This is a genomic window from Caulobacter sp. KR2-114, assembly GCF_049446115.1.
GTDB lineage: Bacteria > Pseudomonadota > Alphaproteobacteria > Caulobacterales > Caulobacteraceae > Acaudatibacter.
In genome coordinates, this window is record NZ_JBMSEC010000003.1 from 35,001 (window position 1) to 60,197 (window position 25,197).

Consider the following 25,197-nt stretch of genomic DNA (forward strand, 5'->3'; position numbering starts at 1 on the left):
TCATCCCCGCCACCGCCCTTGATCCGCCCCACACGGCGGCTTCTCCGGCGGTCCCGGCGCTTGAAGGGTCCCGGTCCCCTCTATTCCCCGCCCTGCCCTGAAGTCAGGGCGTCGGCGCTTGTGGCTGGGCGCCCGCTGTCTCCGGTGGGGCTCGGGCGACCGCCCATCCGGGGCGCAGAGTCTCGCCTTCGCGCCCGATCGCAGGCAGCGGACCGGCCTGGTCGAGGGAGGCGGCATTGACGATGCCGGTCAGCTCCTCGAGGAGCTCGGGCTGGCGCCGGGCCAGGAACTGATGGATGGCGCTGTTGGCGAGGAGCCGGCCCACGTAGCCGGCCGAGATCACCAGTTGCAGCACGTCGTCGCCGTACGAGGCCTCCAGGGCCCGGAAATCCTGGTTGAGGGTCTCCATCTCCCGTTCGAGCCTGGCCATCTGCTCGGGCGTCATGCGGCCGACCTTCTTGGCCTTATCGGGCTGGGCAAGGTCGCTCTGGCGCGTGGCGGCGAGCAGCGCCTTGGCGTAGGCGCAGGAGAAGTTGCCCAGCGCCATCATCAGCTCGACCGCCTCGATCTGGCGCATCGGCTTCATGCGCCGCAGCACCTCCAGGGTCTGGACGCTGATGTTGCGGTCCTTCAGGAGGTCCACGACTTCGGGACAGACGCCTTCCAGCATCAGGCGACGGCGCTTGATCGCCTTGACGTCCACGTTGAGGGCCCGGGCCAGCTTCTCCTCGGAGACCCCGCGTTTGAGGGCGCGGACGATCATGTAGTGCTCCTGGATCGTCGCCAGCCGGTTGATGCGCTTGTTGTAGGTGAAGGCCTCGTCGTCGCTGGAGATCAGGCAACGGACGTCCGCCTCCCCTGCGGCGGCGAGGATGTCGAAGCGGATGTGGCCGTCGAGCAGCAGGTAGCGCGGTTCCAGACCGGTGGGGCGCGCGACCACCAGGGGCTCGATGATGCCCACCTCGTCGATGGACTGGGCAATGCGCCGGTACTTCGACGACAGGCGCATCGCCTCCGTGGCCTCCCGCTGAGGCGCGATCATCTCCAGCGGCAGGATGACGAGGCGTCCTTCGAAGGCCGCGCGGATGCCGTCATGGAGGGTGTCGGCCATGTCGCTACCTGTTCAGGCGCTCGGCCAGCGGCTTTGGGAGGCTGGTCAGGCCCTCGGCGCGCAGCAGGGTGGTGAAGTGCTCGTCGGCCATCAGCTTGCGCATGGCGTTGACCAGGAAGAGGAGCCGGCTCTGGGCCAGGGTGGCCTTCTTGATGAGGGTCTTCTGCCGCTCCGTCTCGCGAAGGTAGGCGCGCACTAGGCCATCGCTCGTGGCCCGTTTTCGGGGCGCGGCGCGGGTGCCGTTTATCCCCTTTCCGCTGGCGTTGCGCTGCTCGATGATCCTGCGGATGGCCAGGAGCTGGTTGCCCGGCAGGGCCTTGGTCTCATACGCCTCCGCAAGGGCGTCCTGGACATCGCCGTCCTTGGCCTTGGAGATCTCGATGGCGATCGTCGGCGGGATGATGCCGCGCTCGACCCCGGCGATCAGCTTCTCCTCGCCGTGTTCGAAGAGGTAGCAGATCGCATAGGCGTACTCGGGACTGAGGTCCGTCTTGGCGGCGATGTCCTGCACTGAATAGCCACGCCGGCGCAGCACGCCGATGTCGCGCAGCAGCTCAAGCGGCGTGTGCTGTCGGCGCGCCAGGTTCTCCACCAGGCTCATGACGAAGCAGTCCTCCTCGTCGGCCTCGACCACCAGCGCGGGGATCTCGACTTCACCGAGCTCCTTGAACGCCTCCAGCCGGCCCTGGCCGCAGACGAGGTCGTAGCCGGAGCCGTCCCTGCGGCGGCTGACAGTGATCGGCTTCTTCAGGCCTAGGTTGGCGATGCTCGAGACCAGTTCCTCGAACACACGCCGGTTGCGCGCCCTGGGGTTCAGGACCGTGATCTGGCTGATCGGCACGCGCTCGACGGCGCCGGCAGTGGCGGGGTCGGTCTCTTCCACACTCATGCCGCCGCCCTCATGGGTTCCCGGCTCGCCAGGTAGAAGAGCGCGGCCAGGTCGTCGAAGCGGTAGGCGTCGAGGCCGATGCCGTTTTCCTCGGAAAGGCGCAGCCGCGATATGCGCCCCAGGTCAAGGCGGGGCAGCAGGTAGTAGTCGCGGGCGGCGGCGTTGCCGGCGTCCATGCGGACGGCTACGCTGATGTCGGGCCTGAGCCCAGTGTCGAGACGAAGCTTCCACTTGAGGCCGCCGGCCGGTGTCGGATGGCACCTGGCGATCACGATCGAGGCCGTGAACTCGTGGTTGACCGCGATGAGGTCGGTCTCCTGATCGGCCTCGACTTCGCCACCGGCTTCCTCAATCCCGCGCATCGTGTCCTTGACGACGTCTGCATGCAGCCCCCGCAGGAGACGGTTGATCTCAATGAAACGGTAGTCGCGGGGCGGGGAGAAGCCGATCAGCTGGTAGGCGCGCACCAGGCTGCCGAAGCGGTGGCGATAGGCCGAGCTGGAGGGCATGCCTTCCGCCTCGTCGATGATCAGGCCAGAGAGCCGTCCTTCACGGCTGAAGAGCTCTGAGAGGCGTTCCAGCAAGGTCTCGTCGCTGTAGCGGCGGCAGCGCTCCTGGATGATGCGCTGGGCGGCGGCGAAGAAATCAGGCTCGACGATGGGTTCGAACGCGCCCTCCTGCCTGACCCAGGCCTCCGGTGGGTTCCTGACCCGCCGCATCTTCAGCTTGAAGGAGGTGCGGTTGAAGACGTTGTTGCCGACGTACTTCTCGTTGGTCAGCACCTGGTGGACCGATCCGCGGGTCCAGGGCCGGCCAAGGTCCGTAAGCCGTCCCTCGCCGTTCAGGGTCTCGGCGATCTGACTCTCGGCGTGGCCGCCCAGCGTGAACATCCGATACATCCGCCGGACGGTCTCGACCTCCTCGGCCGGTCCAGGGGACAGGATCACGCGGTCGGTCTGCAGGCTCTTGTGTTCGCCCCTGGCGAGCTCGGCCTTTGGTTGGCGCTGCTCGTCTACGAGCACCCGTCTGAGGCCAAAGCCTGCCGGGCCGCCCTGCCGGAATCCATAGCTGATCAGCCGGCACTGGCCGGCGAACACCTTGGCGGAGAGCTCGCGGCTGTACTCGCCCGCCATCGCGCGCTTCATGCTCTTGATGACGGTGGCGCTGAGACTGCCGTCGTTGTCGAACTGCTCGGCGCAGTACTGCACCGCAACCCCGGCGTTGCGGCAGACGTACTCGTAGTAGGCGCTCTGGTCGGCATCCTGGAAGCGGCCCCAGCGGCTGACGTCGTAGACCAGCACCACCTCGAAATCGGCCCGCCCCTCGGTGACGTCTGCGATCAGCTGCTGCAGCTGGAGGCGGCCCTCCAGGTTCAGGCCGCTCTTGCCCTCGTCGGCGTAGGTCCGGACGATCGTCAGGCCACGAGCCTCCGCGTAGTGGGCGATGGCGTCGGCCTGGTTCTCCGTCGAGTACTTCTGGTGTTCCGTCGACATGCGCACGTACTGCGCCGCGCGGATCACTTTTGCAGCGACAGCCTGCTTTGTGATTTCTGGGGGCGCTCGCTGCGCCGTATTCGTCCACATCTCTTGCGACACCAAAACGGGAAGAACGACCTTCCGGGCGAAGTAACGCAGGAACGTGGGCGGATGTCTTTTGCAGAGAGCGGCCGAAATCTTCGGCCTGAATCCGGAAAACCTTTTCCGCTGGATGCAAGCGAAGAGCTGAGCTTCTCAACAGCGATTGCAGACGCGTTGCGGCGGGATTTTGGCAGCAACCCATCGGCGGTCAAGCGCGTCGCCAGGCTCGTCAGGGCTAACGAGCGCGGCGTGCGTAACTGGTTCGAGGGCAGGAACGGCCCGAGCGGCGAACACCTCGTGCTCCTGATGCGCCACTCAAATGCCGTGCTGGAGATCGTGCTTGCCCTTTGCGGGCGCTACGACCTCGTCCACACACAGTTGGTGTTCGACGCCAAGGAGAGGGTACGTCAGATCCTCTCGACGCTCGACACCTTGCTGTTGGATTGATCGAGCCCAGACACAGTCCCGCCGCGCCCAGGAGACCCGTCAAAGCCGCCCCTTGACGCTCAGCATCCCGTCCTGCCTTGGTTCCACCACGCGCTTCAAGGCGCGGTCTACATGAGGGCGAAGGGCCGCCAGGCCCTTTGAGGCGGCCATGATCAACGAGGCCATTTCTCGGCTTGCCCGAGCGACGGAAAGCGAGCGTGACGACCCTGCTCTGACGCGCTTGGCGCGCCAGGCGATGAGGCGCTTTGCAGCGAGCCTTTCAGCAGAGCACGCCCTGATACTCGAAGAGATACTTCAGAGCATGGCGCGCGCTGCTGAAGAGCTTCCGGATGACGCTACTCCGTTCGAAATCCGAGATCGCGCGCGGCTGATGCGTCGGCAGCGGCACTAACCGGCAAAAGGGGATTGGGCGCTTGGCGAGCATCCCAAGGCGTATGCATGGGATCCAGGCAAAGCGGCACACGTTGGCAAGTTCGATCTGAGTTCATCAGAAGCGCTAAGCCACGCGCACGCCGCAACGCTCGAAGACGCTACGGAGGATAAACTCCACCTGTGTTCGGGCGAAGAAGGGCAATGGCTCCTTCCACTGCACCCGCCGCCCGGCTCTCCCAAGCAGCCTTCTCTCCCCAGCTTGCCGCCCAGGCCAACGCACCTCCGGCTGGGCCAGATTGGGTCCACGAGATCAAGGTTGACGGGTATAGGACGTTCGCCTTCATCCGCGATGGATCGGTTCGCCTCGTCACCCGCGGGGGACACGACTGGACGCACCGCTATGGCGACCTGGGTGCTCAACTTGCATCGCTGCCTTGCAACGACGCAGTGATCGATGGCGAGATTGCGGTCCCCGATCACGACGGGGTCACCCGACTGAGCGGGTTGCAAGCTGCTCTGACCGAAGGCCACACAGGATCGCTGGTGTTCCATGCCTTTGACCTGCTCCGCCTCAATGGGGCAGACTTGCGCGAGCACCCCCTCCTGCAACGCAAGGCAGCGCTGGCCAGTCTGGTCGCGGCGCTGGGCCCGAAGGCGGATCGGGTTGCCTTATGCGCTGTCCACAGGGACGGCGCGACGCTCTTCAGAATGGCCTGTGAGCGCGGCATGGAGGGGATCGTGTCCAAGAAGGTCACCGAACCTTATGTCGGGGGGCGTTCCAGGACTTGGCTAAAGGTCAAGCGCCAGGAGCATGGCCAGTTCAGGATCGCAGGCTTCATCGCCAATCGCCCCGGTTATGTCTCATCGGTGGCCCTGATGCAGACGGGCGAGCCAGATTGGCGGCCTATCTGCCGGGCGAACGTGGGCTCGTTCGGGCAAGCACTGTTCGACGCGTTGGAGCCCATGACAGCTCTGCCGGCGCCCAGAGGCCCACGGGGCTATGGCAAGATTCGCTGGATCGCGCCCGTCTGGCGCGCCGAGGTCGTCTATCTGGGGCGGACGGCCCGCGGTGCGCCACGGGCGCCCGTACTCAGCGGCTTTGCGAGAGACACTGTGCTTCAGTGACCCAAGCTTGAACGAGCTCGGCGGAGAAGACGGGGGGCGTCGCCATTAGGAATAGACTGATCGCCTCAAGCGGCAGCCGAGCGCGAACTGCCTCGACCGCTATCTTGCCACTAATTCATTGCGCCCCAGGCGGCCCAGGCCGGCGTTCCGCCCGCCGGGGAGGACTGAGTGCATGAGATCAAGGTCGATGGTTACAGGACCCTGGCGTTGATCGAAACTTGATCGTCTTGCCCTTCACGAAGTGCTCGCGCCTGATCCGGGCGATCGTCTCCACCACCAACATCCCCGCTCCGATTCGGCAAGCCCAAAAGCCGCCGATCTGGCCATCACGCCCCCCGGGATGAAGGGGTCAAATTTGCGTGCCGATCACCCCGGGCAGGGGGTCAAAATTCCATGCAAACCCACAGGCGGCGGTCACCAGCCAGCCGCGGCTATTTCAGGCGTCGAAGCCGGATTTCCGCGAGCGTTAGGTCGGCCTCAGATCAACATTGGGGAAGAGTAATATCGCGCCCTCGGCGTCCATCAGAGCGCCTGAGTACGTAGCACGGCCAACGTCAACGAGTTCAAGAATAAAGAAGGCATCGTAATCTTTCAATATTATCTTCGCACCCTCTATAATACTTGTCTGAGATTCTTCAGTATCAACGAAAATAGAGTCTCCAGAAGCCATCCACGCCGGCCCAAGCGTAAATAGATATTTAATTATTTCGACTTTTCGGCTCTCTATCAGATTGGCGTTATCACGCTCATCGTCGCCAATTCCAAGGTTGCACAACACAAGATACTTAGACATGCGGTCACCTACGGCCCTGGATATCTAATTTTAACGCTAGTGGGCACCGCCTCACCGTCAGAGACTGGTGCACGCACGGTGATTTGAAGTGTCGGACTGGACGTATAGGCCCCCGAGGCGCTTTGACCGCTAGAGAGATGATAGTTGATAAACACCTGCACGTCACCGATGCGATAGCTCACATTTTGCCCCAACTTCAACCCTTGACCCGTAAGTAACTCCATATCTCGATCTAGATTATTTGCATTTCCGACAAACTGGAAGCTTGCACCGTACTGGCCAATTGTCTTATCCAACCTCGCACCAGACAATACTGTCTGGATTCTATAGCTTAGTTGATCTCCTGCGTCCGAATTCATTGTCTCGGATTGTCCGTTCAAATTGCCGGACCCCAAAACACTATATTGAGTGCTTATGGCATTTAGCTGGCCTGTTGTAAATTCAGAAGGATCTATCCTTGGATTGGCCGAAGTGACACGCTTTGCAGCCTCTTCTCTGGCCAATTCCTCTTTCGAATCATCCTCCACGCCGTCGTCACGGGTCTCGTCTTCTTCGTATCCCGCAAGTATAAGCCGCCCACCGGATGCTTGACCCGACTGAGACCACCCCGCCGTCAACCCTCTAGAATCGGCTGCATTTAGGGGATCCGCCCCTACATAGGCATACAGGTTAATGCCGCCGTCGTAGCCAACGGGATCAGTCTGCATGAAGTGCCCCGAAGCCGGATCATAGGCACGCGCCTTGTAATGATAGAGAGCCAATTCCGGAATCGCGATCTGCCCAGTGTAGCGGAAACGGGAGCCTGAGCCGAAATTGTCCTGCGGCTCGCCGTAAGGGCCATACGCGTAGATTTGCGTCACTGTGCCGGTGTTGTCCGACTGGGCAACGACCGAGCCGCGCTCGTCGGCGTGCAGCCAGCGCCGGTCGGTGCTGGTCGCCCCGCCCTCGATCCAGACGATCGGCTCGTCCGAGCCGGGGCCATGAATGTAGCGGCGCAGCAGGTTACCCGAGCCGTCGTATTCGGCGCTTAGCCGCTGGCCGTCATAGAGGAAGCTGGTGTTCGTCGTCGTACTGGAGACCGTAGTCGCCTGGCTGTTCAGTCGGCCCAGCGGATCGTAGGCCAGGGTCACGCTGGTCGAGGAGGCGCTGACGGTTCCGCCCGTCAGCCGGTTCTCCTTGTCGTAGCTGAAGGTCCTAGCGCCTGCGGCATCCTTGGTCATGTTGCCATTGCCGTCGTAGCCGCTGGCGGTGACCACCGCGGCGTCACGGTTCAGGCCGTCCGGCGTGGTGTTGACCGTCGCCGTCGCGTGGTTGGTCCAGGCGTAGGCGCCGTTGTCGCTGGTGCGCGTCTGCAGCTGGTTGGCGTTGGTGTAGGCGAACGTCAGGGCCAGATTGCTGGCTGACATCGCCGGCGCCAGCGCCAGCGCCAGATTGGTCAGCCGGTCACCAGAGTCATAGCCATAGCTTGTCACCGCCCCGTTGCCGCGGATCAGCGACGTGCGGCGGCTTAGAGGATCATAAGCATAAGTCGCCAGCACCCCGATCCCGCTCGCCGCTCCGCTCTCGCGCACAGCCGTCACCCGGTTGAGCGGGTCGACGTCGTAGGTCACGAAGTATCCATCCGCCCAGGTGGTCCGGACCCGGTTGCCGTTCGCATCCACCTGGAAGGTCAGCGCCTTGCCGAAGGTGGTCTCCGAGGTCTGCCGCCCGGCGGTGTCGTAGCCATAGACCACGCCCGTGCCGTCGCTGTGGCGCGTGACCGAGGTGATCTTGCCTGCCAGGTCGTAGGCATAGACGTTGTCCTGGTCCGGGGTCGTCACGCGGGTCGGCCGGTTCAGGGCGTCGTAAGTGCTGGTGATAGTGGTTGTCCCGTCTCGCTTGCGCGCGATCAGGCAGTTGCCGTTGTTGTCGTAGCTGGTGCAGCCTTCGTAGTCGGCGGTGTCCGAAGTGGTCAGTGACGGGTTGGCCTGCGGATACTGCATCTGCGATAGCCGGTCGAAGCCGTCATAGACGTAGGTGGTGGTGTGGCCGTTGGCGTCCACCAGGGTCTGCCGTTTGCCGTTGGGGGTGAAGGTGTAGGCCACCAGGGGCGCCGCCTGGATTGCGGTATTCTTCACGCTGAGCAGCCGTGAGAGCACGTCGTAAGTGTTTGTGGTCACCCGGCCAATCGGGTCGGTGATCGTATCGACGCGGTCGAGTGTGTCGTAGTGATACGTCGTCGTGTGGCCATTGCCGTCCACGTCGGTCAGCTTCTTGCCGGAAGCCGACCAAGTCGAACTCGTCGTCTCCCACGTCCCCACGGTCGCCGTCTGCCGCTGCACCGAAACCACCGCGCCATCGGGATTGTAGGCGGTCTTGGTGATGGCGTTGGTCGAGGTTGGAGCCGTTACCTGTGTCACGCGGCGCAAGGCGTCGTAGGTGGAGGTGGTGACGTTGCCGTTGGGATCAGTCACCGAATTGATATCGCCAACGGGCGTGTAGCCGAATTGTGTGATGAGATTCAGCCGGCCGGTTCCGTAGTCGGCGGTCCTGGTCAGGAGCACCTCTGTCGAGGTGTCGTAGGTGTTGTTTGTGACCTTGCCGAGCGGATCCGTCACCGTCAGCACCTGACCCCGACTGCTGTAGGTGTAGAAGGTCTTGGGCACGCCCGCCGCAACGGCCGGCTGATCCACTTCGCTCAAGGTGCAGGTCGTGGAGTTGTAGACGTTAGTCAGGACATTGCCGTTGGCGTCCGTCGCCGTCTTCACTTGGTCGTGGCAGTTGGTGTCGTAGGTCATCGACACGGTCAGCGAGCTCGGTCCAGGCCCCGACTTGGGGTTGGCGGTGATGCTGGTCACGTTCTGCAGCGACACCCAACCCGACTGGTAGGTGTTGTTGTAGGCGTAGGTGGTCGAGTTGCCCTCTGGCAGCGTCGTCGACACCAGACGATCCAGGCCGTCGTAGGTATTGGTCGTCACGTGGCTCAGACCATCGATCACTGCCAGGACCTTGCCGCGGGCCGTGAAGTACTGAACTTGGGGGGTTCCGGCCGGGTCGTCCGTTTCCGTTCGATATCCAGCGAAGAAGAGGTTCGTCGTGTTCCCCAACGCGTCCTGCTGAACATTGACCCGATCGAGGACACCGTAGGTGTTGGTGACGAAGGCCGTCGTCGGGAAAGACGGATAGAAGATCTGCGTCAACCGCCCCGGCTGGTCATATTGATAGCTGATCGTGTTCGATGGTGTGGCAGCGTCGTGGAAGGCCGTCAACTGATCGGAACCATCGTAGGTGTAGCTGACAGTGCGCGCACCATCCGTCACCGACGTGATCTGGCTGGTTCCGGTTGTAGCATTGGCAGTGTAGTTGAGCGTCAGGCTGCGGCCCATGCCGTTGCTGACGGATGTCAGCTGGTTCAAGCCGTTGTAGTTGAAGGTCACCGTCGGCCCAGCGGGACTATGCCAAGTGGAGATGTTGCCGGCGTTGTTGAAGTTCAGCGTCGCCCCACTCGGTGTCGTGTAGGTGTACGCTCCGCTATTCAGAGCCAGTGTGCCCGTCGAACCCAGAGGCGCATTGTAGGTTCCGTCCGCCAGCTTGACGAACGCTTCGCCGGAACCTGGCTGTGACACAGTCACGACGTTGCCGGTCAGTTGGTCCATAAGCCAACGTTCAGCTATGGCTGCGATTACGAGGCGGTCGAGATTGATCAGAGAGTTTCCGGAGCCATCCGCCTGGCTCAGGATGTCCTGCAAGACGTAGATCGTCGAAATCGCCGAGGCGCCGCTGATCGGAGAATCCTGTCCCAAACCAGCGAAGCCGTCGCTGCCCGCCTGGGCGCTGAACGCCAGGCTGTGGGTCCAGCCAAGCCCCATCACCCCATTCGCCAATCGGCTGCTGGAATTGTAGGTGCGCGAAAAGCCTAGCGCATAGGGGAACGAGCCGCTGCCGACAGTTAGGTCGGCGTGGTCGTTCTCAAACGCGCCATCGACCGGATTGACGGGGTCGGCGACGCTGCTGAAGTTGTTCGTGTTGTTGTCACCAGGGGTCGTGGAGACACATCCGCTCGCGCAGCTATTTGCACTCACGACTGTCGGCGTTTGAACCTGAAGGCTTCCGCTCAGCACTTCGTCCGTGTTGTACGACTGGCCACTGAACCCGCCACTTAGGCCGCCGGTGATGATGGCGCCCAAGCTCCTATAGTCCTGACCCAACTGCAGGAAGCCCGTCCCCCTCCATCCGCCGATGGGATAGTTGCCGCCCTGCGGCGCAACTACTCGCAAACCCGACGCGACAAGGCTTTGCACCCGGGCCAAGTCCGTTCCGGTATAGCTGGGCAGCGCGCTCGCAATCTGGGCGTTGGTCCAGTACGATGCACCATCGCCAGTCACGTTTGTATTATTGATATCATAGATGACGTCGGTTTGACTGGCCATATCCAACAGCTTGATTGTCGAAGCCGCTGTATTTGAAGCCTCAAGCTGTTCGAGTGTTCCAGATTCCAAGACACTCGCGATCTGCATCGTCGTGTAGAAGCTGGAGGTCTCAAGGGGCGTAGGCGGAATTGGCCCTGAGGGCGGGAGCACCGGTCTGTTGTGCTCCTGGGCAACCGAAAAGAGATTCAGCGGAAGGTCTACGTAAGGCGCTGTGCCAGGCCCACCCCCCACCAGTCCTATGCCGACGATCCCAACGGCATGCTGGTACAGCGTCTGGCTCTTGGTGATCTGACCGGTCACCAGCATGGCCTGGCTCAGTTCGGCCAACCAGCTGTAGCCCTGCATCGACAGGCTCTCGCCCATCACGGGCTCGGACGCGGGCGCCGATGGATTTGCCTGCCGATTCAGTGTCAGCAGCCGCCGGTGCTTTTCCATCATCGCGCGGCTGACCGGCCCCCAGCCGGTCGCGATAAGGTACTGGCTGCCAGCGACGACAGACAGCGTGCCGCTCTGGTTCGCGAAGCCGCCGTAGGGATGGGTAATCACCACTGGAATCGCCACCGGGGCGCCCGGTGTAACGGCTGTACCTGTAGCCTGCACGGTTCCATCGAGGGACAAGACGGGCTCGTTCGAGTTGTCGAAGAAAATCGTGAGCCTGTGGCCGTATATGTCTGAAGAATTGAAGGTGATCGAGCTGGCGGCGCCGGGGATTGTCACCTGAAGTGTCGTGCGAAAAACTGTCGGCACGGTGGTACCGTAGCATGGATTTGCTTGCACCCAGCTGGGATCCGCACACGATTTCGGCAGCACCGTTGAACAGCCAGCGGTGTTGCAGAAATAGGGCAAAGCGGCCCAGCGCTGGTGGGTCGCAAGTGGCAAGGCCTGGATTGTCTTGCCGCCGACGATGTCCGCCGTGGTGGCAGTCGGCCGGTTTGCCTGAATCCAGCCCACCAATGCGTTTGAATAGTTGGTGAGGCTTGCGCGTTCAGTGCTGCGGTTCAGGCCTGACACAGAATTCGACGTCACCGTCGCCCCGCTGCCCGGGCCATCGATCCCACTGATAAAGTTGCTCTGCGAGTACCCAAGCACCGTGCCCAGCGATACGCTGGGGGTCTGATCACTGAGTCCGTTGATCACGTGGTAGGCGTTGCTCGCCGGCCCCTCGGACGTAGCCATGGGGCAATTGGCGGGTTCGCCCTGCAGGTCCGAGAACGTCTGATTGCTTAGCTTTGCCGCAGGGTCGAAAACATAGGTCACGGAGTTGATCTGAACCGACACCCATGCCCAACCGACGTTAGTGCAGGTTATCTGGTTGCTGCTGTTAACATAGTAGTTGGCCACCGGCTGGCCAGAGCTGCCCAACGTAAGGCGGGCGCCGTTGTATTCGTCCGTCCCTATCCAGCTCTTCAGCTGGGATCCCGTCATCCAGACTTGGCCAATCTGGATTTGCGGGTTGTTGATCGTCCCATTGCCATTGGAGATGGCCTGCTGGAGCAGCATCAACATCAGCTCCGCCTGATCGAACGCTGTGCCCTTGCCGTCGATCAGCGCTCCCACCGGGCCTTTCAAGCTTCCGTACTGAGGCAAGGTCTCGATGTTGTTGTAGACGTACTCGTAGATCAGGTCTGGGTCGTTCTTAAGAGCCCGCGAGAGCTCCACAATCTCATCTGGATTGGTGACCGAGGCCGGAAGGCTCAAGCTCATTGCGCGAGCCCCGCCCGTTCCGCTGGTTGTGGCCACGAACCCCGAGGATGAGGCCGTTTGACCGCCGCGGGATTGCGCCGGCGTTGGAACCACGGCATTGGACACGTCCGTCCTGGCGGCAAGCTTGGACATCTGCTCGTCGTAGCTGAGGGGCACAGCCAGGGCGTTCTGTGGGGGCGGATTGGCCACACTTTGCGCTGCGGCCGCCCCGACAAATGAGAGGCCAAGCACCAACCCGGCCAATTGTAGGGCTGCGGAACGGATTATCGCTTGCCACATCACAACTCTGCCCATCCCTGACCCACCCGAGGCGCACGCCATCGCTCGCCCACCGGTCGATCTGGGCGTCATCGTTTCGTCATGCACGAAAAAACCGCGCTTAGGTTGTCAACGCTATTGCAAAGCTTGTTCGATCGTCAATTCATATGGCGGCGCGTTGGTGGCGTTTTTTTGGGGATAGCGATGGCGAGGATGACCACACTTCAGGCTGCGCTGGTGGGCGCTGGCATATTGCTTGCTGCCTCACCCGCCGCAGCCGAGTCGAGCGCCTACACCTATGACGCGCTCGGTCGCGTCCTCACCCAAACAGATGCAGACGGGACCGTCATAACCTTCTCCTATGATCCCGCAGGCAATCGGACTCAGCGCGTGACGACGGCTGGAACCCGTCACCGACCAGTGGCGGTGAACGATACGATCTCCTCCACGGGCTCGACTCCCGTCACCTTTGACCCGCGAACGAATGACAGCGACCCTGATAGCTTTGCTTTGACTGTGGTTGGCGTGACCGCGCCTGCGCACGGCACTACGTCGTTCACATCGACGAGCGTCACCTATACCGCAGCCAGCGGCTACTCCGGTTCCGACGCCTTTGCATATGCGATCTCCGACGGTCACGGCGGCACTGCGAAGGCCGGCGTCACGGTAAACGCCGCCAATCCCACGGCTGGCGCGTTCACCGCCGCAACCACCGCCGGCGTCGCCGTTACCTTCGACCCGCGGAGCGCAGATTCTGATCCCGCTGGATACGCCCTTACGATCCAGTCGATCACCGCGCCCGCGCATGGCACCGCGGTGCTCAACGGCGGGACGTCGATCACGTACACACCGAACGCCGGCTACAACATGGCGTCGGACGCCTTCCACTACACGATCATCGACACCATAGGCCGAACCGCGACGGGCAACATCACCGTATGGATGGATGCGCCTCCTACGGCCAACCCCTACGCCCTCTCGACTCGCGCGAACATTCCGGTCCACTTCAGTCCGAAGGAAAACGCTGTCGCCGGTACGTTCAGCAGCCTGAACCTGGTCAGCTTCACAGCCCCTTCCCATGGCGCCGTTGCGCTGTCGGCCAGCAAGAAGTACGCGACCTATACTCCCAACAGCGGCTACGCGGGGACCGACAGCTTTAGCTTCACCATCACCGATGGCAACGGCTGGTTTGTCTCGTCCACCGCCTCTGTGACGGTAGGGGCCACAACCAAGGAACTGGCCGCAACATTCTCGGCCTCATCCACCTATCCCGGTTCCGGCTTCACAGGCCTGACGACGTCCGGGGGGATGGACGACGCGGTCTTCAATACGCTCGCCTCCGCCCACGGGACAAACAATGTCGGAGGCTCTAACCAGTGGATTCAGGCTGATCTTGGCTCCAGCAAAACGATCGATCACATCACTGTGGCTCGAATCCCACAAATATCTCTTGGCGGCACGATATGGTCGAGCTCAGATCTTGAGGGAAAGCTTCTACAATATTCCAATGACGGAAGCACGTGGACAACCATCACAACCATGCAAGATGGGCAAATCGAAAACACCGCTGACAACGTCTATACAAGCGTCAGCATGAATGGCGTATCCGCTCGGTATGTAAGAATTTACGGAGGCGCGGTCGTCGGCCTTGGCGATTTCATGATCTTCGGCCCGTGAGATTCGAACCTATGTTAGCATGACACGCGAAAACTTCCTTGCAGCGGTCAGCGTGTCGCGTTCTAATTGGCTGCTGAGGTCATCTACCTCAACGACCTGATGGACTGAAGTCGAGCGTATAGATGGCGTCGGAACGCAGATCGGCGGTCTTGTAGGGAATGCAGGCGGCAATCGCCGCAAGCGCCCGCGCCTCGGCGATCAGCCGGCGCTGATCGGGCTGCGAAGAATCGGGCCGCAGGATTGTCGGCGGCCGAGCGATCTGGCCCTTTGCGGTCAGTTGGACCTGCAGGCGGACAGGAACCTGGGACTTGTCCGGCATTCGCCGCCAGCACGGCTCGACCTGCCCCCAAAGCGCGCCCGACGAGGCGGCCGTTCCCGGTCCGTTTGCGGCGAGCCTGGACGGGTTCGGCTTTGGCTCGGCGCCCTTCTGACCAGCGCCGGTTTCCCGGCCGTTGTCCGACTTCCCGTTCGTCCCATCGGCCTGGCTGTCGCCGGCGTGTTGGCGCTCGATGTCGTCGAACAGCTTCGACAAGTTTGATTGCTGGGGCGCCGGCTTGTCTGTCGCGTAGAGGTCCGACTGCGCCGAAAGCGCCTTTTGGTAGAGGGCCTGCAGGCGATCGGGCTCGCTCGCCGAGGACGATTGCCGCGAGCCGGCGATGCCGGCCAGGGAGATGGTTATGGCGCTTTCTTCCGGCGTTCCGCCCCCGCCCCCCGTGACCACCTCACCGGCCGCGCCGAGGACGAACAGGGCGACGAGGGCGCCGTGAAAGGCCAACGAGGCCACGAGCGCCGTTTCGCGCCAGCGCCTGGCGCGTTGTCGCGCAGGCGGCGGAGGCCGAGGAGGCGAACGATCGGCGATCACTGAAAACATGGGGAAATCTTGCCGCCTGGCGCGCCGTAAGGTTGTACGAGCCGGTCATATCGGATTAGGTGGAAGGACGGAACGCCCTCGGGTGGTGGGGCGTGGGGCGATGCGTGTTGCGGATATGGAATTGGCGTCGCCGAACGCGCCCCGGCTCACGGGCCAAGGCCGATGGCGGCTTCGCGGCGGTCGATGCGCTGACCGCACTCACCATCCTGACGCTTACCATCGGCCTCTCCCTAAGCGCGGCGGTAACGGCCCGTCGGGCGGCCGAGAAAGCGCAGGAGGCGCGGGAGGCGTCGGTGCTGCTGCGCTATCTCATGGAGACCTCCCCAAACCAGCTGGGCAGCCGGGATGGCCGCTCGGGCGCCTTCACCTGGCGGGTTTCGGAAACACCCGCCCTGGCGCCGGGCGCCAACCCGGCGCTGAAGCTTTGCCGCCGTTCAGCGACACTCTCCGCCACGCCGAGCGGGCGCACCTATACGGTTGCGACGCAGCTCCCCTGCCCGCTCGAGCCGATGGCATGAGCGAGGCCGGCTACACCCTGGTGGAGATGCTGGCGGCTGTCGCCATGCTTGGGCTTGCCTTCGCGGGCCTCACCGCCGGCGCCCGGGTGATCGGCGCGACCGATCTGCGCGCCAACGGCGCGGCCGAACAGGCGGCTCGCAGCCTCAGGGTGCAGAACGCCCTCGACGATCTGATGGCGCATCAAGGTCCTTTCTTGAGCGATGGCCGCGGCGGCCTCAACGGCTCGCCCGCCGGCTTCCAGTTCGACTGCGCCGCCGGCGCCTGCGGCGCCCACCTGGAAAGCTCCGCGGACGGGTCCTGGCTTGTTGTCCGCGAGGGCGCCGCCTCAAAGCGCTATGCTGCTCCACAAGGCGGCGTCTTCGCCTACATCGACGCCACCGGCTCCAATCCGACCTGGCCGGTCAACGAGACCCGCCCGCAGGCCCTGACCGCGATCGCGCTCACAGCGTCGGGCTCGCAGCCGGTCGCGGCCGTGCGCTTGTGGACGGAGGAGCCGAAGGACTGCGTCTTCGACGCCATCGCCCAGGGGTGCCGGTCATGACGGACATCCCCTCGCTGAGACTGGTGGAGGAGGAGCCGCCCGAGGACCCGGAAGTCTTCGAGCCGGAAGCGCCGCGGCAACGGATTTTCGTGCGCCCCTTCCTGGCGCCTGCGGGGGCGCCCTGGGACCAGGGACGGGCCGCGGGCCTCGAAGCGCGCCTCGGCGCGCCTCTCCCCCTGGCCGAGATCGTCTATCAGGTCCAGCGGCTGGAACCCTGGCGGCCGGGCCGGCCGGCGCGGTTCGCCGCCTTCTATGCGCGCGCCCGCGACGTCGGCGAGGCTCTTGAGGAGGTGGTCGAGGTCGACGGCCAAGCCCGGGCCGTGCGCTTCGTTTCGGCCCGAGTGCAGGCGCGCAAAGCCCAAGGCGCGATCGCCCTGGCCCTCCTGCTCGGGATGTTGGCGGCCTCGGTCGGCACGGCATTCGCCTATGCCCTCGTCGCGCGCGGGGCGGACGCCGAGCGGCTGGAAAGCCTCACCCCTGCAGTGGCTGGCAAGGCGCGCCTCGCCAAGGCGCTGGACCGCCAGCGACGCGAGTCCCGTGCTCTGGAGAATGGCGGCGTGCGGGGCCTAGCCCTTTCCGATTACCTCAGCGACCTGGCCTGGGCCTCCGCGGCCAAGGCGCCCGGCGCCCGGATCGACGCCGTGCACTGGGACCACGGCCTGATGGCGGTGGAAGCCCATGGCGATCAGCCGCCGTTCGCCGCCGGCGACCGCCAGGTAACCAAGGTCCCCAAACCGATCCGCCCTGGACTCTGGCTCTGGGGCGTGGAGCCGGCGGCTCACCGCAGCCTGGGCGCGGGTCAGCCATGAGCCGGCGCGAACCGATGGACATCAACCGGATCGTCCTTCCGGTGACGGCGGGCGCGGCAGCCGCGGTGTTGGTTTTCCTGGCGCTCTCGACCTTGGCGAGCCCCAGCGGCTTTTCGGGCCGCATGGGCGAGCTGGAACAGAGCCTCGGCAAGTCCGAGCAGGAGATCCGCTCCAGCGGCTCGCTCACCTATGCCGCCGGCTCGGTCTGCGAGACCTCGCAGGCGCAGGCTGTCGAGGCCCTGAAGGGTCGGGTGCAGGCGGCCGCCCAAGCAGCCGGCGTCACCCTGGCCAGCCTCAACGCCGCTCCCGGTCCCCAGGGCCAAGGTGGAATGACCCTTTCCCCCGTGACCCTACAGCTACAGGCCAGCGGCCACTACGACCAGGTGATGGGACTGCTGGCGAGCCTCGCCAACGACAAGCCCGCCATCTTCATCGACAGCGCCGACCTCGTCTCCAAGACGTCCAGCGTCGACCTCAAGCTTCAGGGACGGGTGTTTTGCTCCAACGACGCTCGTCCCTGATCGCCGCGGGCTCCGGCGGCGGCCTGGCGCTCGGCGCCCTCTGCTGGCTGGCGTTCGCCCGCGGCGCGCCCGCGGCCGAGCGGATGGACGCCCTGCAGGAGCGGATCGATGGCCTTCGGGCCCCGGCCAGCGCCAGTCAGACGGCTTTCGATGCCGCCAACCTGAGCGCCGCGCCGATCTTCGCCCTGACGACCGGTCCCGGCGCGGTCAGCGACCCGGTGCTGGCCCTGCAAGGCATCGCCAAAGCCGGCGGGCGCGCCTCGGCCCTCCTCACGATCGATGGCAAGCCCCCAGAATGGCTGTCGGAAGGGCAGACCCGCGACGGCGTCACCCTGCAGGAGGTGCGCGCGGCCAGCGTCCTGGTGGACACGGTCACTGGGACCAAGGAAGTCGCTCTGGGCCAGAAGACCGGAACGCCGCCGGCGAGCAGCGCACCGGGCGCGCCGGCGGCAGGGGCGCCCGGTTCGGCTGGGCCGCCCGCCGGATATCGTTTGCCGCCGGCGCCGGCGAACGCGCCGGGCGGCTGAGACTTAAGTCATTGGGTTCGGGGATATCGATTTTGGGACAGCGTGAGCGAGTTCGCAGGCTTTGGGCCGGCCCGGCGCTGGCCGCCGTGCTGGCGGCCGGCGCCTGCGCGGCTCCGGCCATCGGTATGGCCGCCTCACATGCCAGCTCGTCAGCGCAGAGCTACACCTTCGCCTTCCAGGACGCCGATGTGACCCAGGTCGCCGAGGCGATCCTCGGCCAGGCGCTCGGCGTCACCTACAGCGTCGATCCCTCGGTCACCGGCAAGATGACCTTCCGCATCGACCGGCGCCTGACGCGCGAACAGCTGCTGGAAGCCTTCGAGGCGGTGCTCAACACGAACAACATCGCCATGGTGCGCCAGGGCGACGCCCTCTTCCTCACGCCGCGCGACAAGGCCAAGGGCGCCGCGCCCATGCGCACCCTGGCCGAGGGCGTACATCACGCCGGCTACGAGACCCTGGCCGTGCCGCTCTCCTATGCGACCCCCTCGGAGGTGGCCAAGGCCCTGGGGTCCATCTCGACCACCAACCTCGTCGTCTATGTGGACGACAAGGCCGGGCTGCTGGTGCTCGGCGGCACCGGCGAGGAGCTGGAGGCGGCGGTCAAGACCATCCACGTCTTCGACCACAGCGGCCTGGAGAGCGCCAAGATCCGCTGGTTCGAACTGAGCCAGGCCCCCGCCCAGACCGTGGCCGACGAACTGGACAAGGTGCTGCAGGCCTCCGGCGCCGGCAATGTGACGGTGGTGCCGCTTCGGCGCCTGAACGGGGTCTTTGTCTTCGCCCGCACGCCGCAGGCCTTGGACCAGGTCGCCGATTGGGTGGGCAAGCTGGACGTGCCGGCCAAGGAGCAGGCGAGCACCCTCTACGTCTACCATCCCAAGAACGCCTCGGCGGAAAAGCTTGCCCAGGCGCTTGGGACCTTCCTTGGCCTGCAAGGGGCCAGCTCCCAAGGAGGAGCTTCAGCGCCCCTGTCTTCATCCGCTTCGCCCAGCATCCCAGGACCGCCGATCGGCGCCGTCAACTCCGGGCCGCTGGCGCAGATGACCAGCATGACGGCGGCCACTGCGCCAGCGCCCGTCAGTTCCGGCTCCAGTTCGCCGATCTCCATGTCCGGCTCCTCGACCGACGGCGAGACCCTGAAGATCGGGGTCGATCGGGAGTCCAACAGCCTGCTCGTCCAGGCCTCGGCCGGTCGCTGGATGCAGATCCAGAAGATCCTGGACGAGATCGACAAGGCGCCGCCCCAGGTGCTGATCGAGGCCTCGATCGTCGAGGTCACCCTGACCAACGATTTCCGGTTCGGGATCGACTGGTCGAGCCTGAGCTCCGGCGGCAAGCTGCAGGTGGCCTCCATCGAGAGCAATGCGGGAACGGTGGGTCCGCAGTTCCCAGGCTTCTCCGTGACCTTCCTCGACAAGAACATCATGGCGGCCCTCAACACCCTGGGCTCGAAGTCGGCCGTGGAAGTGGTCTCCGCGCCGAAGATCGTCGCCCTGGACAACCACACCGCCAAGCTCCAGGTCGGCGACCAGGTGCCGGTGGTGACCCAGTCTAGCCAGGCGACCACTGCGCCCAACTCGCCCATCGTCTCCTCGGTCGACTACCGCTCCACTGGGGTAATCCTGTCTGTGACCCCCAGGGTCACCGGCGACGACCGGATCTTCCTGGACATCACCCAGGAGGTCAGCGCCGTCTCCAACACCACCACATCGGGGATCGATTCTCCGACGATCTCCCAGCGGCACCTGGAAAGCTCGCTGATCATGAACAACGGCGCGGTGGTGGCGTTGGGCGGCCTCATCAGCACCGGCCACACCGTCAGCGACAGCGGTGTGCCCTATCTCAAGGACACCCCGGTGGTCGGCAACCTCTTCAAGAGCAGCAAGAAGAACGGCAACCGCACCGAACTCATCGTCCTTCTCACCGCCAGCATCCTCAAGGACCAGGCGTCCACCAACCAGGTCATGACCCGCCTGGAGGCGGACATGCGCGAGATCGAAGCCCGTGGCCTCCTCTCCCCGCCCTGACCGGCCCGACGCGGGCTTTGCGACGCCGGCGGCCGCTGCCATCGCCCTAGGGCTGGCCACCACGGTCGCGGCAGCCATGACGCTCGCCGTCTCCGCCGAACGGGCGACGCATGCCGACTACGAGAAGACCCGCGCGGAGTACGCCCTGGCCGGGGACAGGTTGGCGGCGGTCCAGGCCCTGCTGGGCGCCAGCAACACCGGGCGCGTCCGCTGGCAGTTGGCCTCGGAAAACGGCCCCGTTGAAGTCATCGCCGAACCCGAAGGCCTCAAGCTTTCCCCGAAGAACCCCGGCGAGGGCCTTTCGGCGCTAAACGCGCGCCTGCAGGTGAAGGATGAAGCCCACCTGACCTCCGCCCTCGCCGCCCTGGCGAGCGACAACAGCGCCGAGGCGATCGAGGCGGCGGACGACAGCGCCCTCTGGCGGCTCTGCGCGCGCACCTTCCTGTCGCCACACGGAACCGCCGCGTCCGTCGCTCGCGCGCCGACCGCGGCCCCGCGCCCTGGCCCCATCAACTGGCGCCTCGGCCAGCTCTGGCGATTGCGGCTCACCGACGCCGACGGGCGGACGGAGGATACGGTGATCCGCTTCACCGGGGCGCCAGGCCATCCCATCGCCGTCGCCGAGCGGCAGTTCACGCACTCTGGTCCAATGGGGGAACGATGCGACTTCGCCGCCTAGGACAGGGGCGCCGGAAGCGGTCCGACGCCGGCTACACACTTACCGAAATGCTGGTGGTGATCGGCATCATCAGCCTGATCGCCGCGGTGCTGACCCCTGCAGTCCTGGGCCAGATGTCGCGGGCCCGCGCCAAGGCGGCCCAGCTGCAACTGGAGACGCTGGCGACGGAGGTGGAGAACTTCCACTCCGATGTCGGCCGCTATCCGACACAGCAGGAGGGTCTGCAGGCCCTGGTGCAGGATCCGGGCGCTCAGGGCTGGGTCGGCCCCTACGCCAAGACCCGGAGCCTGAAAGACACTTGGGGCAATCCCGTCCTCTACGTCCTGGGGTCCAACGGCCGCACCTTCCAGGTTGAGAGCCTCGGCGCCGACGGCAAGCCCGGCGGTACGGGCGCAGACCATGACCTGACGGCCCCAACCGAATGATCCCCTGGCCTGTCCTCCTGGCGACCGGCGCCGCCGGCCTCTGCCTGGGCAGCTTCGCCGCCACGGCGGCGTTGCGCAAGGCCCGGGGGGAAGCTTTCGTCGCCGGACGCTCCCGATGCGATGACTGCGGCGTCGCCCTGGGATTTGCCGCGACCCTGCCGGTCGTCGGCTTCGCCCTCCGGCGGGGCGCGTGCCGGCACTGCGGCGCGGCGATCGACCCCACACACCTGGCCGGCGAGGTGACAGGAGCGCTGCTGCTCACGCTGCCCCTGGTCATCGCGGGGCCGGTGCGCGGCGGGCTGATCGCCGCCCTGGGGCTCCTCCTGCTCGCCGCCTCCGTCTTTGACCTGAAGACCCAGCGGCTGCCAGACCGCCTCAACCTCGCCGCGGCGGTGGTCTCGGCGGCCCTGGCCTGGACCTGGTCGCCTCGCGCCCTCATCGAAGGATCGGTGGCCGCGGTCGTCAGCGGGCTGCTGCTGCTAATCCTGCGGGCCGTCTATCTTCGCCGACGCAACGTCCACGGCCTGGGCCTGGGCGACGTCAAGCTCGTCGCCGCCCTGGCCCTCTGGCTGGGCGCGGCGACATCCTGGGCCATCGCCCTCGCCGCCGCCCTAGGCCTTGCAGCGTTCAGGCTGCGCAAGGTCAAGGGCGTGCGCATGGCGTTCGGACCGTTCATCGCCGCGGCCGCGATCGTTGTGGGGCTGATCCAGGAGGCCGCCGGATGGCCGCTCCGCCTCTAGCCAAGGGCGCCGCCGGCTTCGGGCGGCAAAAGCGTGCGGCGCTGGTGGAGATCCTGCGCCAGCGCGCGCTCGTGGACACCGGCGCCCTCGCCCGGGCCGAGCTCGTCTCGGCCCAGACCAGCCAGCCGGTGGAGCAGGTGCTCAACACTCTGGGAAGCCTCTCCGACGATGACCTGGTCTCGGCCTACGCCGAGGCGGCGGGTTGCGGGATCTGGGACCCCTCGGCCGAGCCAATCACCCTCTCGCGCGACGACGTCGGCGTCAGTGTCGAGTTCCTGCGCCGGGCGAGGATTGCGCCCTTGAGTCTCTCCAAGGGCCAGATCCGTATCGCCGCCTGCGATCCCCTGGACGACGAGGGCCTCTCCGGCCTAGTGTTCGCCACCGGCCGCAAGGTGCAGATCCTGGTCGCCCGGCCCTCCGACTGGCGGCGCGCCTTCGACGAAGCCTTCGATCGTCACACCACGGCCCCGCCGGTGGTCGCCGACCGACGCCGTCTGGAGCGCGAGGTCGACCAGGTGGCCGACAGCACCGCCGAGGGCGCCGGCTCGCGCCTGGTTGCGAATGTCTTCGAGGCCGCGATCGCTTCCGGGGCGTCCGATATCCACTTCGAGCCGCACCGCAACGACTTCAAGGTCCGCCTGCGCATCGACGGACGGCTGGTCGACCACCTTACGGTCTCCGCCGATCTCGCCGCCCCGGCGGTGTCACGGGTGAAGGTCATCGCCAACCTGGATCTCGGCGAGAAGCGCCTGCCGCAGGATGGCCGCACCACCTTCGTGATCGGCGGGCGCCAGGTGGACGTGCGCGTCGCCACCTCGCCCACGGTGTTCGGCGAGGCCGCGGTGCTGCGCATCCTCGACCGGGCGAGCGTGCCCCTGGACCTGGACGCCCTGGGCATGACGCCGAAGATCGCCGAGCGCCTGACAGCCGCGACGCGATCCCCGCACGGGCTCTTCCTGATCACCGGCCCCACCGGCAGCGGCAAGACCACCACCCTCTACGCCCTTCTCCAAGCGTTTGCCGGCTCGGCCAAGAAGGTGCTGAGTGTCGAGGACCCGGTGGAATACCACTTCGAGCACGTCACCCAGACCCAGGTCGCCCCGCAGCTGGGCCTCACCTTCGCCACCGCCCTGCGGTCCTTCCTCCGCCTGGACCCCGACGTCATCCTGGTCGGCGAGATCCGCGACCCGGAAACCGCGGCCGTGGCCATACAGGCGGCGATGACTGGTCACTTCGTACTGGCTTCCGTCCACGCCAACGACGCCCTCGCCGTCCTTCCCCGGCTGCAGGACATGGGCGTGGAGCCCTATCAGCTGGCGGCGGCCTTCCGGGGCGCGGCCGCCCAGCGCCTCGTTCGCCGGCTCTGCCCGCACTGCAAGACGGCCCGCCCGCTCAGCGAAGGCGAGCTAGTCCTCTGCGAAGACCTGGGCCTGCCGCCGCCCACCGAGACCTTCGAGCCGCACGGTTGCACGGCCTGCAAGGGGTTGGGGTTTCGGGGGCGCATCGCCATCGCCGAGGCCTTCGTGGCCGACGAGACGCTGCTGCGCGTCATCGCCGCGGACGCCGGGCCCGAGGCCATAGGCCAGCAAGCCCGCCGGCAGGGGCTGGAAGGGATGGCCCGAGACGGGGTGGCGAAGGTCGCCGAAGGGGTCACCACCTTCGCGGAAGTCATGGCCGCCGTGAATGGCTGAAGAGCGCCAGGCCAACTTCGCCTACTGGGCGGTCGACCCGGCCGGCCGCCGGGTTCGCGGCCAGGTTCAGGCCGCGGACGACACCGCCGCCTACGGACTCCTGAAGCGCGACGGACTTTCGCCCACGCGGCTGCAGAGGGTCGCACCGCGTTCACGCCAGACATCCTCAGCGCCCGGCAACCTCACTGACCGGCAGGTCGGCGCCTTCCTCTCGAGCCTCGCCGTGCTCCTGAACGCGGGCGCCGACATGCGCTCGGCCCTCTCGCTGCTCGCCCGATCCCACGGCGCGGTATCGGCCTTCGCCCAGGGCCTGGCGGCGGACATCAGCGGCGGCGGCGCGATCGACGCAAGCTTCGAGGCCCGGCTCCCCAAGCGCATGGAGTTCGTCGGCGCCCTGATCGCCGCCGGCGAGGCCAGCGGCGACCTGGCCGGCGGCCTGCAGCGGGCGGCCGACATGCTCGCCGCACGCCTCAAGATCCGCGACCAGCTGGTGGCCGCCCTGAGCTACCCGGCGTTCGTGCTCGCCTCCACCATCGCCGCCCTGGCGGTGATCCTGCTTTTCGTCATCCCCTCCCTCGCCCCCCTGGTGAACGACAGCGGTCAGAAGCCGCCGCTCACCCTGGCGCTTCTCATCGGCGCCAGCACCGGCCTGAAGGTGAGCCTGCCCTGGATCGGTGTGGGCCTGGCCGCCGGAACGGTGGGGCTCTGGCTGGCGGCGCGGGGCGGCCTGCTCACCCGGCCCTTCGAGGCCTTTCTGCTCCAAGGCCCCTTCGCGCGGACCGCCCGAGCCATCGTCTACGGCGGTTATGCCGTGGCGCTAGGGTCGATCTTGGCGTCCGGGGCCTCCATGAGCGAGGCGCTGCGGCTTTCCAATCGCATCGTTCGCCAGCGCATCGCCAGGGAGCAGGTCGAACTGGCCGCGGCGGCAGTTCGCGAGGGGCAAGCGCTTTCGCTGGCGCTGGAGGGGGTCGCAGGATTGCCCGACGCGATCCAGCAACTGGCGGCCGTCGGAGAGGCTTCAGGATCGCTCGGGACGATGCTGCTCCGCGCCGGGGCGCTTCAGGAGCAGGAGGCCATTCAGCGCATTGAGGCGGCTGGGAGGGTGCTAGGGCCGGCGCTGATCGTGTTGCTGGGGGGGGTGGTTGGCCTGTTGATGGCCGGATTGTTGACAGGGGTTGCTCAGTTGGGCCAGCTCAGCGTCGGATCTACCTGATCATACCCCGTCCATGGCCAAAGCGCCCGCGCACACAGGCGCAGTCGCACCTGATTCAGCCAGCCTTCACGCGACGCAACAACGCACGGGACCCATCGAAGTCTTGGAGCGACAGATCAATTTGGAACAGTGAATCCAATCGTAACCCTCCGGCGTAGGCCGTCTTGCGGGTAGAGGTGCGGTCCCGCGAAGCTGTGCGCTCACGTCTGTCCTTACGAGTGCTCTTAGCTGCATAGCATGTCTCAGATGTCTGTGATCCTGGGTCCCGA

The 25,197-nt window shown here is 65.5% G+C and carries 21 protein-coding genes; 15 read left to right on the top strand and 6 right to left on the bottom strand.

What is annotated here, in order from left to right; all coding sequences use genetic code 11:
* Positions 1–103 precede the first annotated feature (103 nt).
* From ACO2Q3_RS12575 to ACO2Q3_RS12585, 3 genes are read right to left on the bottom strand one after another with little or no spacing between them, the layout of a single operon-like run.
* Positions 104–1,111, bottom strand: a complete 1,008-nt coding sequence (locus tag ACO2Q3_RS12575) for a plasmid partitioning protein RepB C-terminal domain-containing protein (RefSeq protein ID WP_423306969.1) — start codon at positions 1,109–1,111, stop codon at positions 104–106.
* Positions 1,112–1,115: 4 nt separating this feature from the next.
* Positions 1,116–2,000, bottom strand: a complete 885-nt coding sequence (locus tag ACO2Q3_RS12580) for a plasmid partitioning protein RepB C-terminal domain-containing protein (RefSeq protein ID WP_423306970.1) — start codon at positions 1,998–2,000, stop codon at positions 1,116–1,118.
* A complete protein-coding gene (locus tag ACO2Q3_RS12585) occupies positions 1,997–3,493 on the bottom strand; it encodes a recombinase family protein (protein ID WP_423306971.1) in 1,497 nt (498 codons plus the stop codon). The genes ACO2Q3_RS12580 and ACO2Q3_RS12585 overlap by 4 nt, the downstream gene beginning before the upstream one ends.
* On the opposite strand from ACO2Q3_RS12585, the gene ACO2Q3_RS12590 reads away from it, so the two are divergent.
* The 3 genes from ACO2Q3_RS12590 to ACO2Q3_RS12600 all read left to right on the top strand — a co-directional run bounded on the left by ACO2Q3_RS12590 (position 3,479) and on the right by ACO2Q3_RS12600 (position 5,521).
* Entirely contained in the window at positions 3,479–4,024 is a 546-nt protein-coding gene (locus ACO2Q3_RS12590) for a hypothetical protein (protein ID WP_423306972.1), read from the top strand. The two genes, ACO2Q3_RS12585 and ACO2Q3_RS12590, sit on opposite strands and share 15 nt — an antisense overlap.
* A 148-nt stretch (positions 4,025–4,172) precedes the next feature.
* Entirely contained in the window at positions 4,173–4,415 is a 243-nt protein-coding gene (locus ACO2Q3_RS12595; protein ID WP_423306973.1) for a hypothetical protein, read from the top strand.
* Positions 4,416–4,597: 182 nt separating this feature from the next.
* Positions 4,598–5,521, top strand: coding sequence for an RNA ligase family protein (locus tag ACO2Q3_RS12600; protein ID WP_423306974.1), 924 nt, complete (start codon positions 4,598–4,600; stop codon positions 5,519–5,521).
* A gap of 466 nt (positions 5,522–5,987) precedes the next feature.
* Here the strand turns inward: ACO2Q3_RS12600 and ACO2Q3_RS12605 are convergent, their stop codons facing one another.
* Together ACO2Q3_RS12605 and ACO2Q3_RS12610 are read right to left on the bottom strand one after the other, a co-directional pair.
* Positions 5,988–6,314 (bottom strand): hypothetical protein, encoded by a 327-nt coding sequence (locus ACO2Q3_RS12605; RefSeq protein ID WP_423306975.1) that lies wholly within the window; start codon positions 6,312–6,314, stop codon positions 5,988–5,990.
* A gap of 8 nt (positions 6,315–6,322) precedes the next feature.
* Positions 6,323–12,559, bottom strand: coding sequence for an RHS repeat-associated core domain-containing protein (locus ACO2Q3_RS12610; protein ID WP_423306976.1), 6,237 nt, complete (start codon positions 12,557–12,559; stop codon positions 6,323–6,325).
* 339 nt (positions 12,560–12,898) lie between these two features.
* Between ACO2Q3_RS12610 and ACO2Q3_RS12615 the strand changes: the two genes are divergently transcribed.
* A complete protein-coding gene (locus tag ACO2Q3_RS12615) occupies positions 12,899–14,362 on the top strand; it encodes an Ig-like domain-containing protein (protein WP_423306977.1) in 1,464 nt (487 codons plus the stop codon).
* 88 nt (positions 14,363–14,450) lie between these two features.
* Here the strand turns inward: ACO2Q3_RS12615 and ACO2Q3_RS12620 are convergent, their stop codons facing one another.
* Positions 14,451–15,233 (bottom strand): hypothetical protein, encoded by a 783-nt coding sequence (locus ACO2Q3_RS12620; protein ID WP_423306978.1) that lies wholly within the window; start codon positions 15,231–15,233, stop codon positions 14,451–14,453.
* 104 nt (positions 15,234–15,337) lie between these two features.
* Here ACO2Q3_RS12620 and ACO2Q3_RS12625 point away from each other — a divergent pair, with 104 nt between their 5' ends.
* The 11 genes from ACO2Q3_RS12625 to ACO2Q3_RS12675 all read left to right on the top strand — a co-directional run bounded on the left by ACO2Q3_RS12625 (position 15,338) and on the right by ACO2Q3_RS12675 (position 24,928).
* Positions 15,338–15,751, top strand: a complete 414-nt coding sequence (locus ACO2Q3_RS12625; protein ID WP_423306979.1) for a hypothetical protein — start codon at positions 15,338–15,340, stop codon at positions 15,749–15,751.
* A complete protein-coding gene (locus tag ACO2Q3_RS12630) occupies positions 15,748–16,293 on the top strand; it encodes a type II secretion system protein (RefSeq protein ID WP_423306980.1) in 546 nt (181 codons plus the stop codon). The genes ACO2Q3_RS12625 and ACO2Q3_RS12630 overlap by 4 nt, the downstream gene beginning before the upstream one ends.
* 23 nt (positions 16,294–16,316) lie before the next feature.
* Entirely contained in the window at positions 16,317–17,102 is a 786-nt protein-coding gene (locus ACO2Q3_RS12635) for a hypothetical protein (RefSeq protein WP_423306981.1), read from the top strand.
* Complete coding sequence (locus ACO2Q3_RS12640) at positions 17,099–17,623, top strand: GspMb/PilO family protein (protein ID WP_423306982.1); 525 nt, start codon at positions 17,099–17,101, stop codon at positions 17,621–17,623. Before ACO2Q3_RS12635 ends, ACO2Q3_RS12640 begins: the two co-directional genes overlap by 4 nt.
* Positions 17,599–18,150, top strand: coding sequence for a hypothetical protein (locus ACO2Q3_RS12645; protein ID WP_423306983.1), 552 nt, complete (start codon positions 17,599–17,601; stop codon positions 18,148–18,150). The genes ACO2Q3_RS12640 and ACO2Q3_RS12645 overlap by 25 nt, the downstream gene beginning before the upstream one ends.
* A 125-nt stretch (positions 18,151–18,275) precedes the next feature.
* Entirely contained in the window at positions 18,276–20,180 is a 1,905-nt protein-coding gene (gspD, locus tag ACO2Q3_RS12650) for a type II secretion system secretin GspD (RefSeq protein ID WP_423306984.1), read from the top strand.
* A gap of 76 nt (positions 20,181–20,256) precedes the next feature.
* On the top strand, positions 20,257–20,859 hold the full coding sequence (locus tag ACO2Q3_RS12655) for a hypothetical protein (RefSeq protein ID WP_423306985.1): 603 nt from the start codon (positions 20,257–20,259) through the stop codon (positions 20,857–20,859).
* Positions 20,841–21,284 carry a type II secretion system major pseudopilin GspG gene (gene gspG / locus ACO2Q3_RS12660; RefSeq protein ID WP_423306986.1) on the top strand — a complete coding sequence of 148 codons (444 nt, stop codon included), beginning with the start codon at positions 20,841–20,843 and terminating at the stop codon, positions 21,282–21,284. Before ACO2Q3_RS12655 ends, gspG begins: the two co-directional genes overlap by 19 nt.
* Positions 21,281–22,024, top strand: a complete 744-nt coding sequence (locus ACO2Q3_RS12665; protein WP_423306987.1) for a prepilin peptidase — start codon at positions 21,281–21,283, stop codon at positions 22,022–22,024. The genes gspG and ACO2Q3_RS12665 overlap by 4 nt, the downstream gene beginning before the upstream one ends.
* Positions 22,006–23,715, top strand: coding sequence for a GspE/PulE family protein (locus tag ACO2Q3_RS12670; RefSeq protein WP_423306988.1), 1,710 nt, complete (start codon positions 22,006–22,008; stop codon positions 23,713–23,715). The genes ACO2Q3_RS12665 and ACO2Q3_RS12670 overlap by 19 nt, the downstream gene beginning before the upstream one ends.
* Positions 23,708–24,928, top strand: a complete 1,221-nt coding sequence (locus ACO2Q3_RS12675) for a type II secretion system F family protein (protein WP_423306989.1) — start codon at positions 23,708–23,710, stop codon at positions 24,926–24,928. Before ACO2Q3_RS12670 ends, ACO2Q3_RS12675 begins: the two co-directional genes overlap by 8 nt.
* Positions 24,929–25,197: the final 269 nt, after the last annotated feature.

Coding starts and splice junctions, on each gene's coding strand:
- ACO2Q3_RS12575 (WP_423306969.1), bottom strand. CDS start 1,111: ATGGCCGACACCCTCCATGACGGCATCCGCGCGGCCTTCGAAGGACGC.
- ACO2Q3_RS12580 (WP_423306970.1), bottom strand. CDS start 2,000: ATGAGTGTGGAAGAGACCGACCCCGCCACTGCCGGCGCCGTCGAGCGC.
- ACO2Q3_RS12585 (WP_423306971.1), bottom strand. CDS start 3,493: ATGTCGACGGAACACCAGAAGTACTCGACGGAGAACCAGGCCGACGCC.
- ACO2Q3_RS12595 (WP_423306973.1), top strand. CDS start 4,173: ATGATCAACGAGGCCATTTCTCGGCTTGCCCGAGCGACGGAAAGCGAG.
- ACO2Q3_RS12600 (WP_423306974.1), top strand. CDS start 4,598: ATGGCTCCTTCCACTGCACCCGCCGCCCGGCTCTCCCAAGCAGCCTTC.
- ACO2Q3_RS12605 (WP_423306975.1), bottom strand. CDS start 6,314: ATGTCTAAGTATCTTGTGTTGTGCAACCTTGGAATTGGCGACGATGAG.
- ACO2Q3_RS12610 (WP_423306976.1), bottom strand. CDS start 12,559: ATGTCCAAGCTTGCCGCCAGGACGGACGTGTCCAATGCCGTGGTTCCA.
- ACO2Q3_RS12615 (WP_423306977.1), top strand. CDS start 12,899: ATGACCACACTTCAGGCTGCGCTGGTGGGCGCTGGCATATTGCTTGCT.
- ACO2Q3_RS12620 (WP_423306978.1), bottom strand. CDS start 15,233: ATGTTTTCAGTGATCGCCGATCGTTCGCCTCCTCGGCCTCCGCCGCCT.
- ACO2Q3_RS12630 (WP_423306980.1), top strand. CDS start 15,748: ATGAGCGAGGCCGGCTACACCCTGGTGGAGATGCTGGCGGCTGTCGCC.
- ACO2Q3_RS12640 (WP_423306982.1), top strand. CDS start 17,099: ATGAGCCGGCGCGAACCGATGGACATCAACCGGATCGTCCTTCCGGTG.
- gspD (WP_423306984.1), top strand. CDS start 18,276: ATGGCCGCCTCACATGCCAGCTCGTCAGCGCAGAGCTACACCTTCGCC.
- ACO2Q3_RS12655 (WP_423306985.1), top strand. CDS start 20,257: ATGACGCTCGCCGTCTCCGCCGAACGGGCGACGCATGCCGACTACGAG.
- gspG (WP_423306986.1), top strand. CDS start 20,841: ATGCGACTTCGCCGCCTAGGACAGGGGCGCCGGAAGCGGTCCGACGCC.
- ACO2Q3_RS12665 (WP_423306987.1), top strand. CDS start 21,281: ATGATCCCCTGGCCTGTCCTCCTGGCGACCGGCGCCGCCGGCCTCTGC.
- ACO2Q3_RS12670 (WP_423306988.1), top strand. CDS start 22,006: ATGGCCGCTCCGCCTCTAGCCAAGGGCGCCGCCGGCTTCGGGCGGCAA.
- ACO2Q3_RS12675 (WP_423306989.1), top strand. CDS start 23,708: ATGGCTGAAGAGCGCCAGGCCAACTTCGCCTACTGGGCGGTCGACCCG.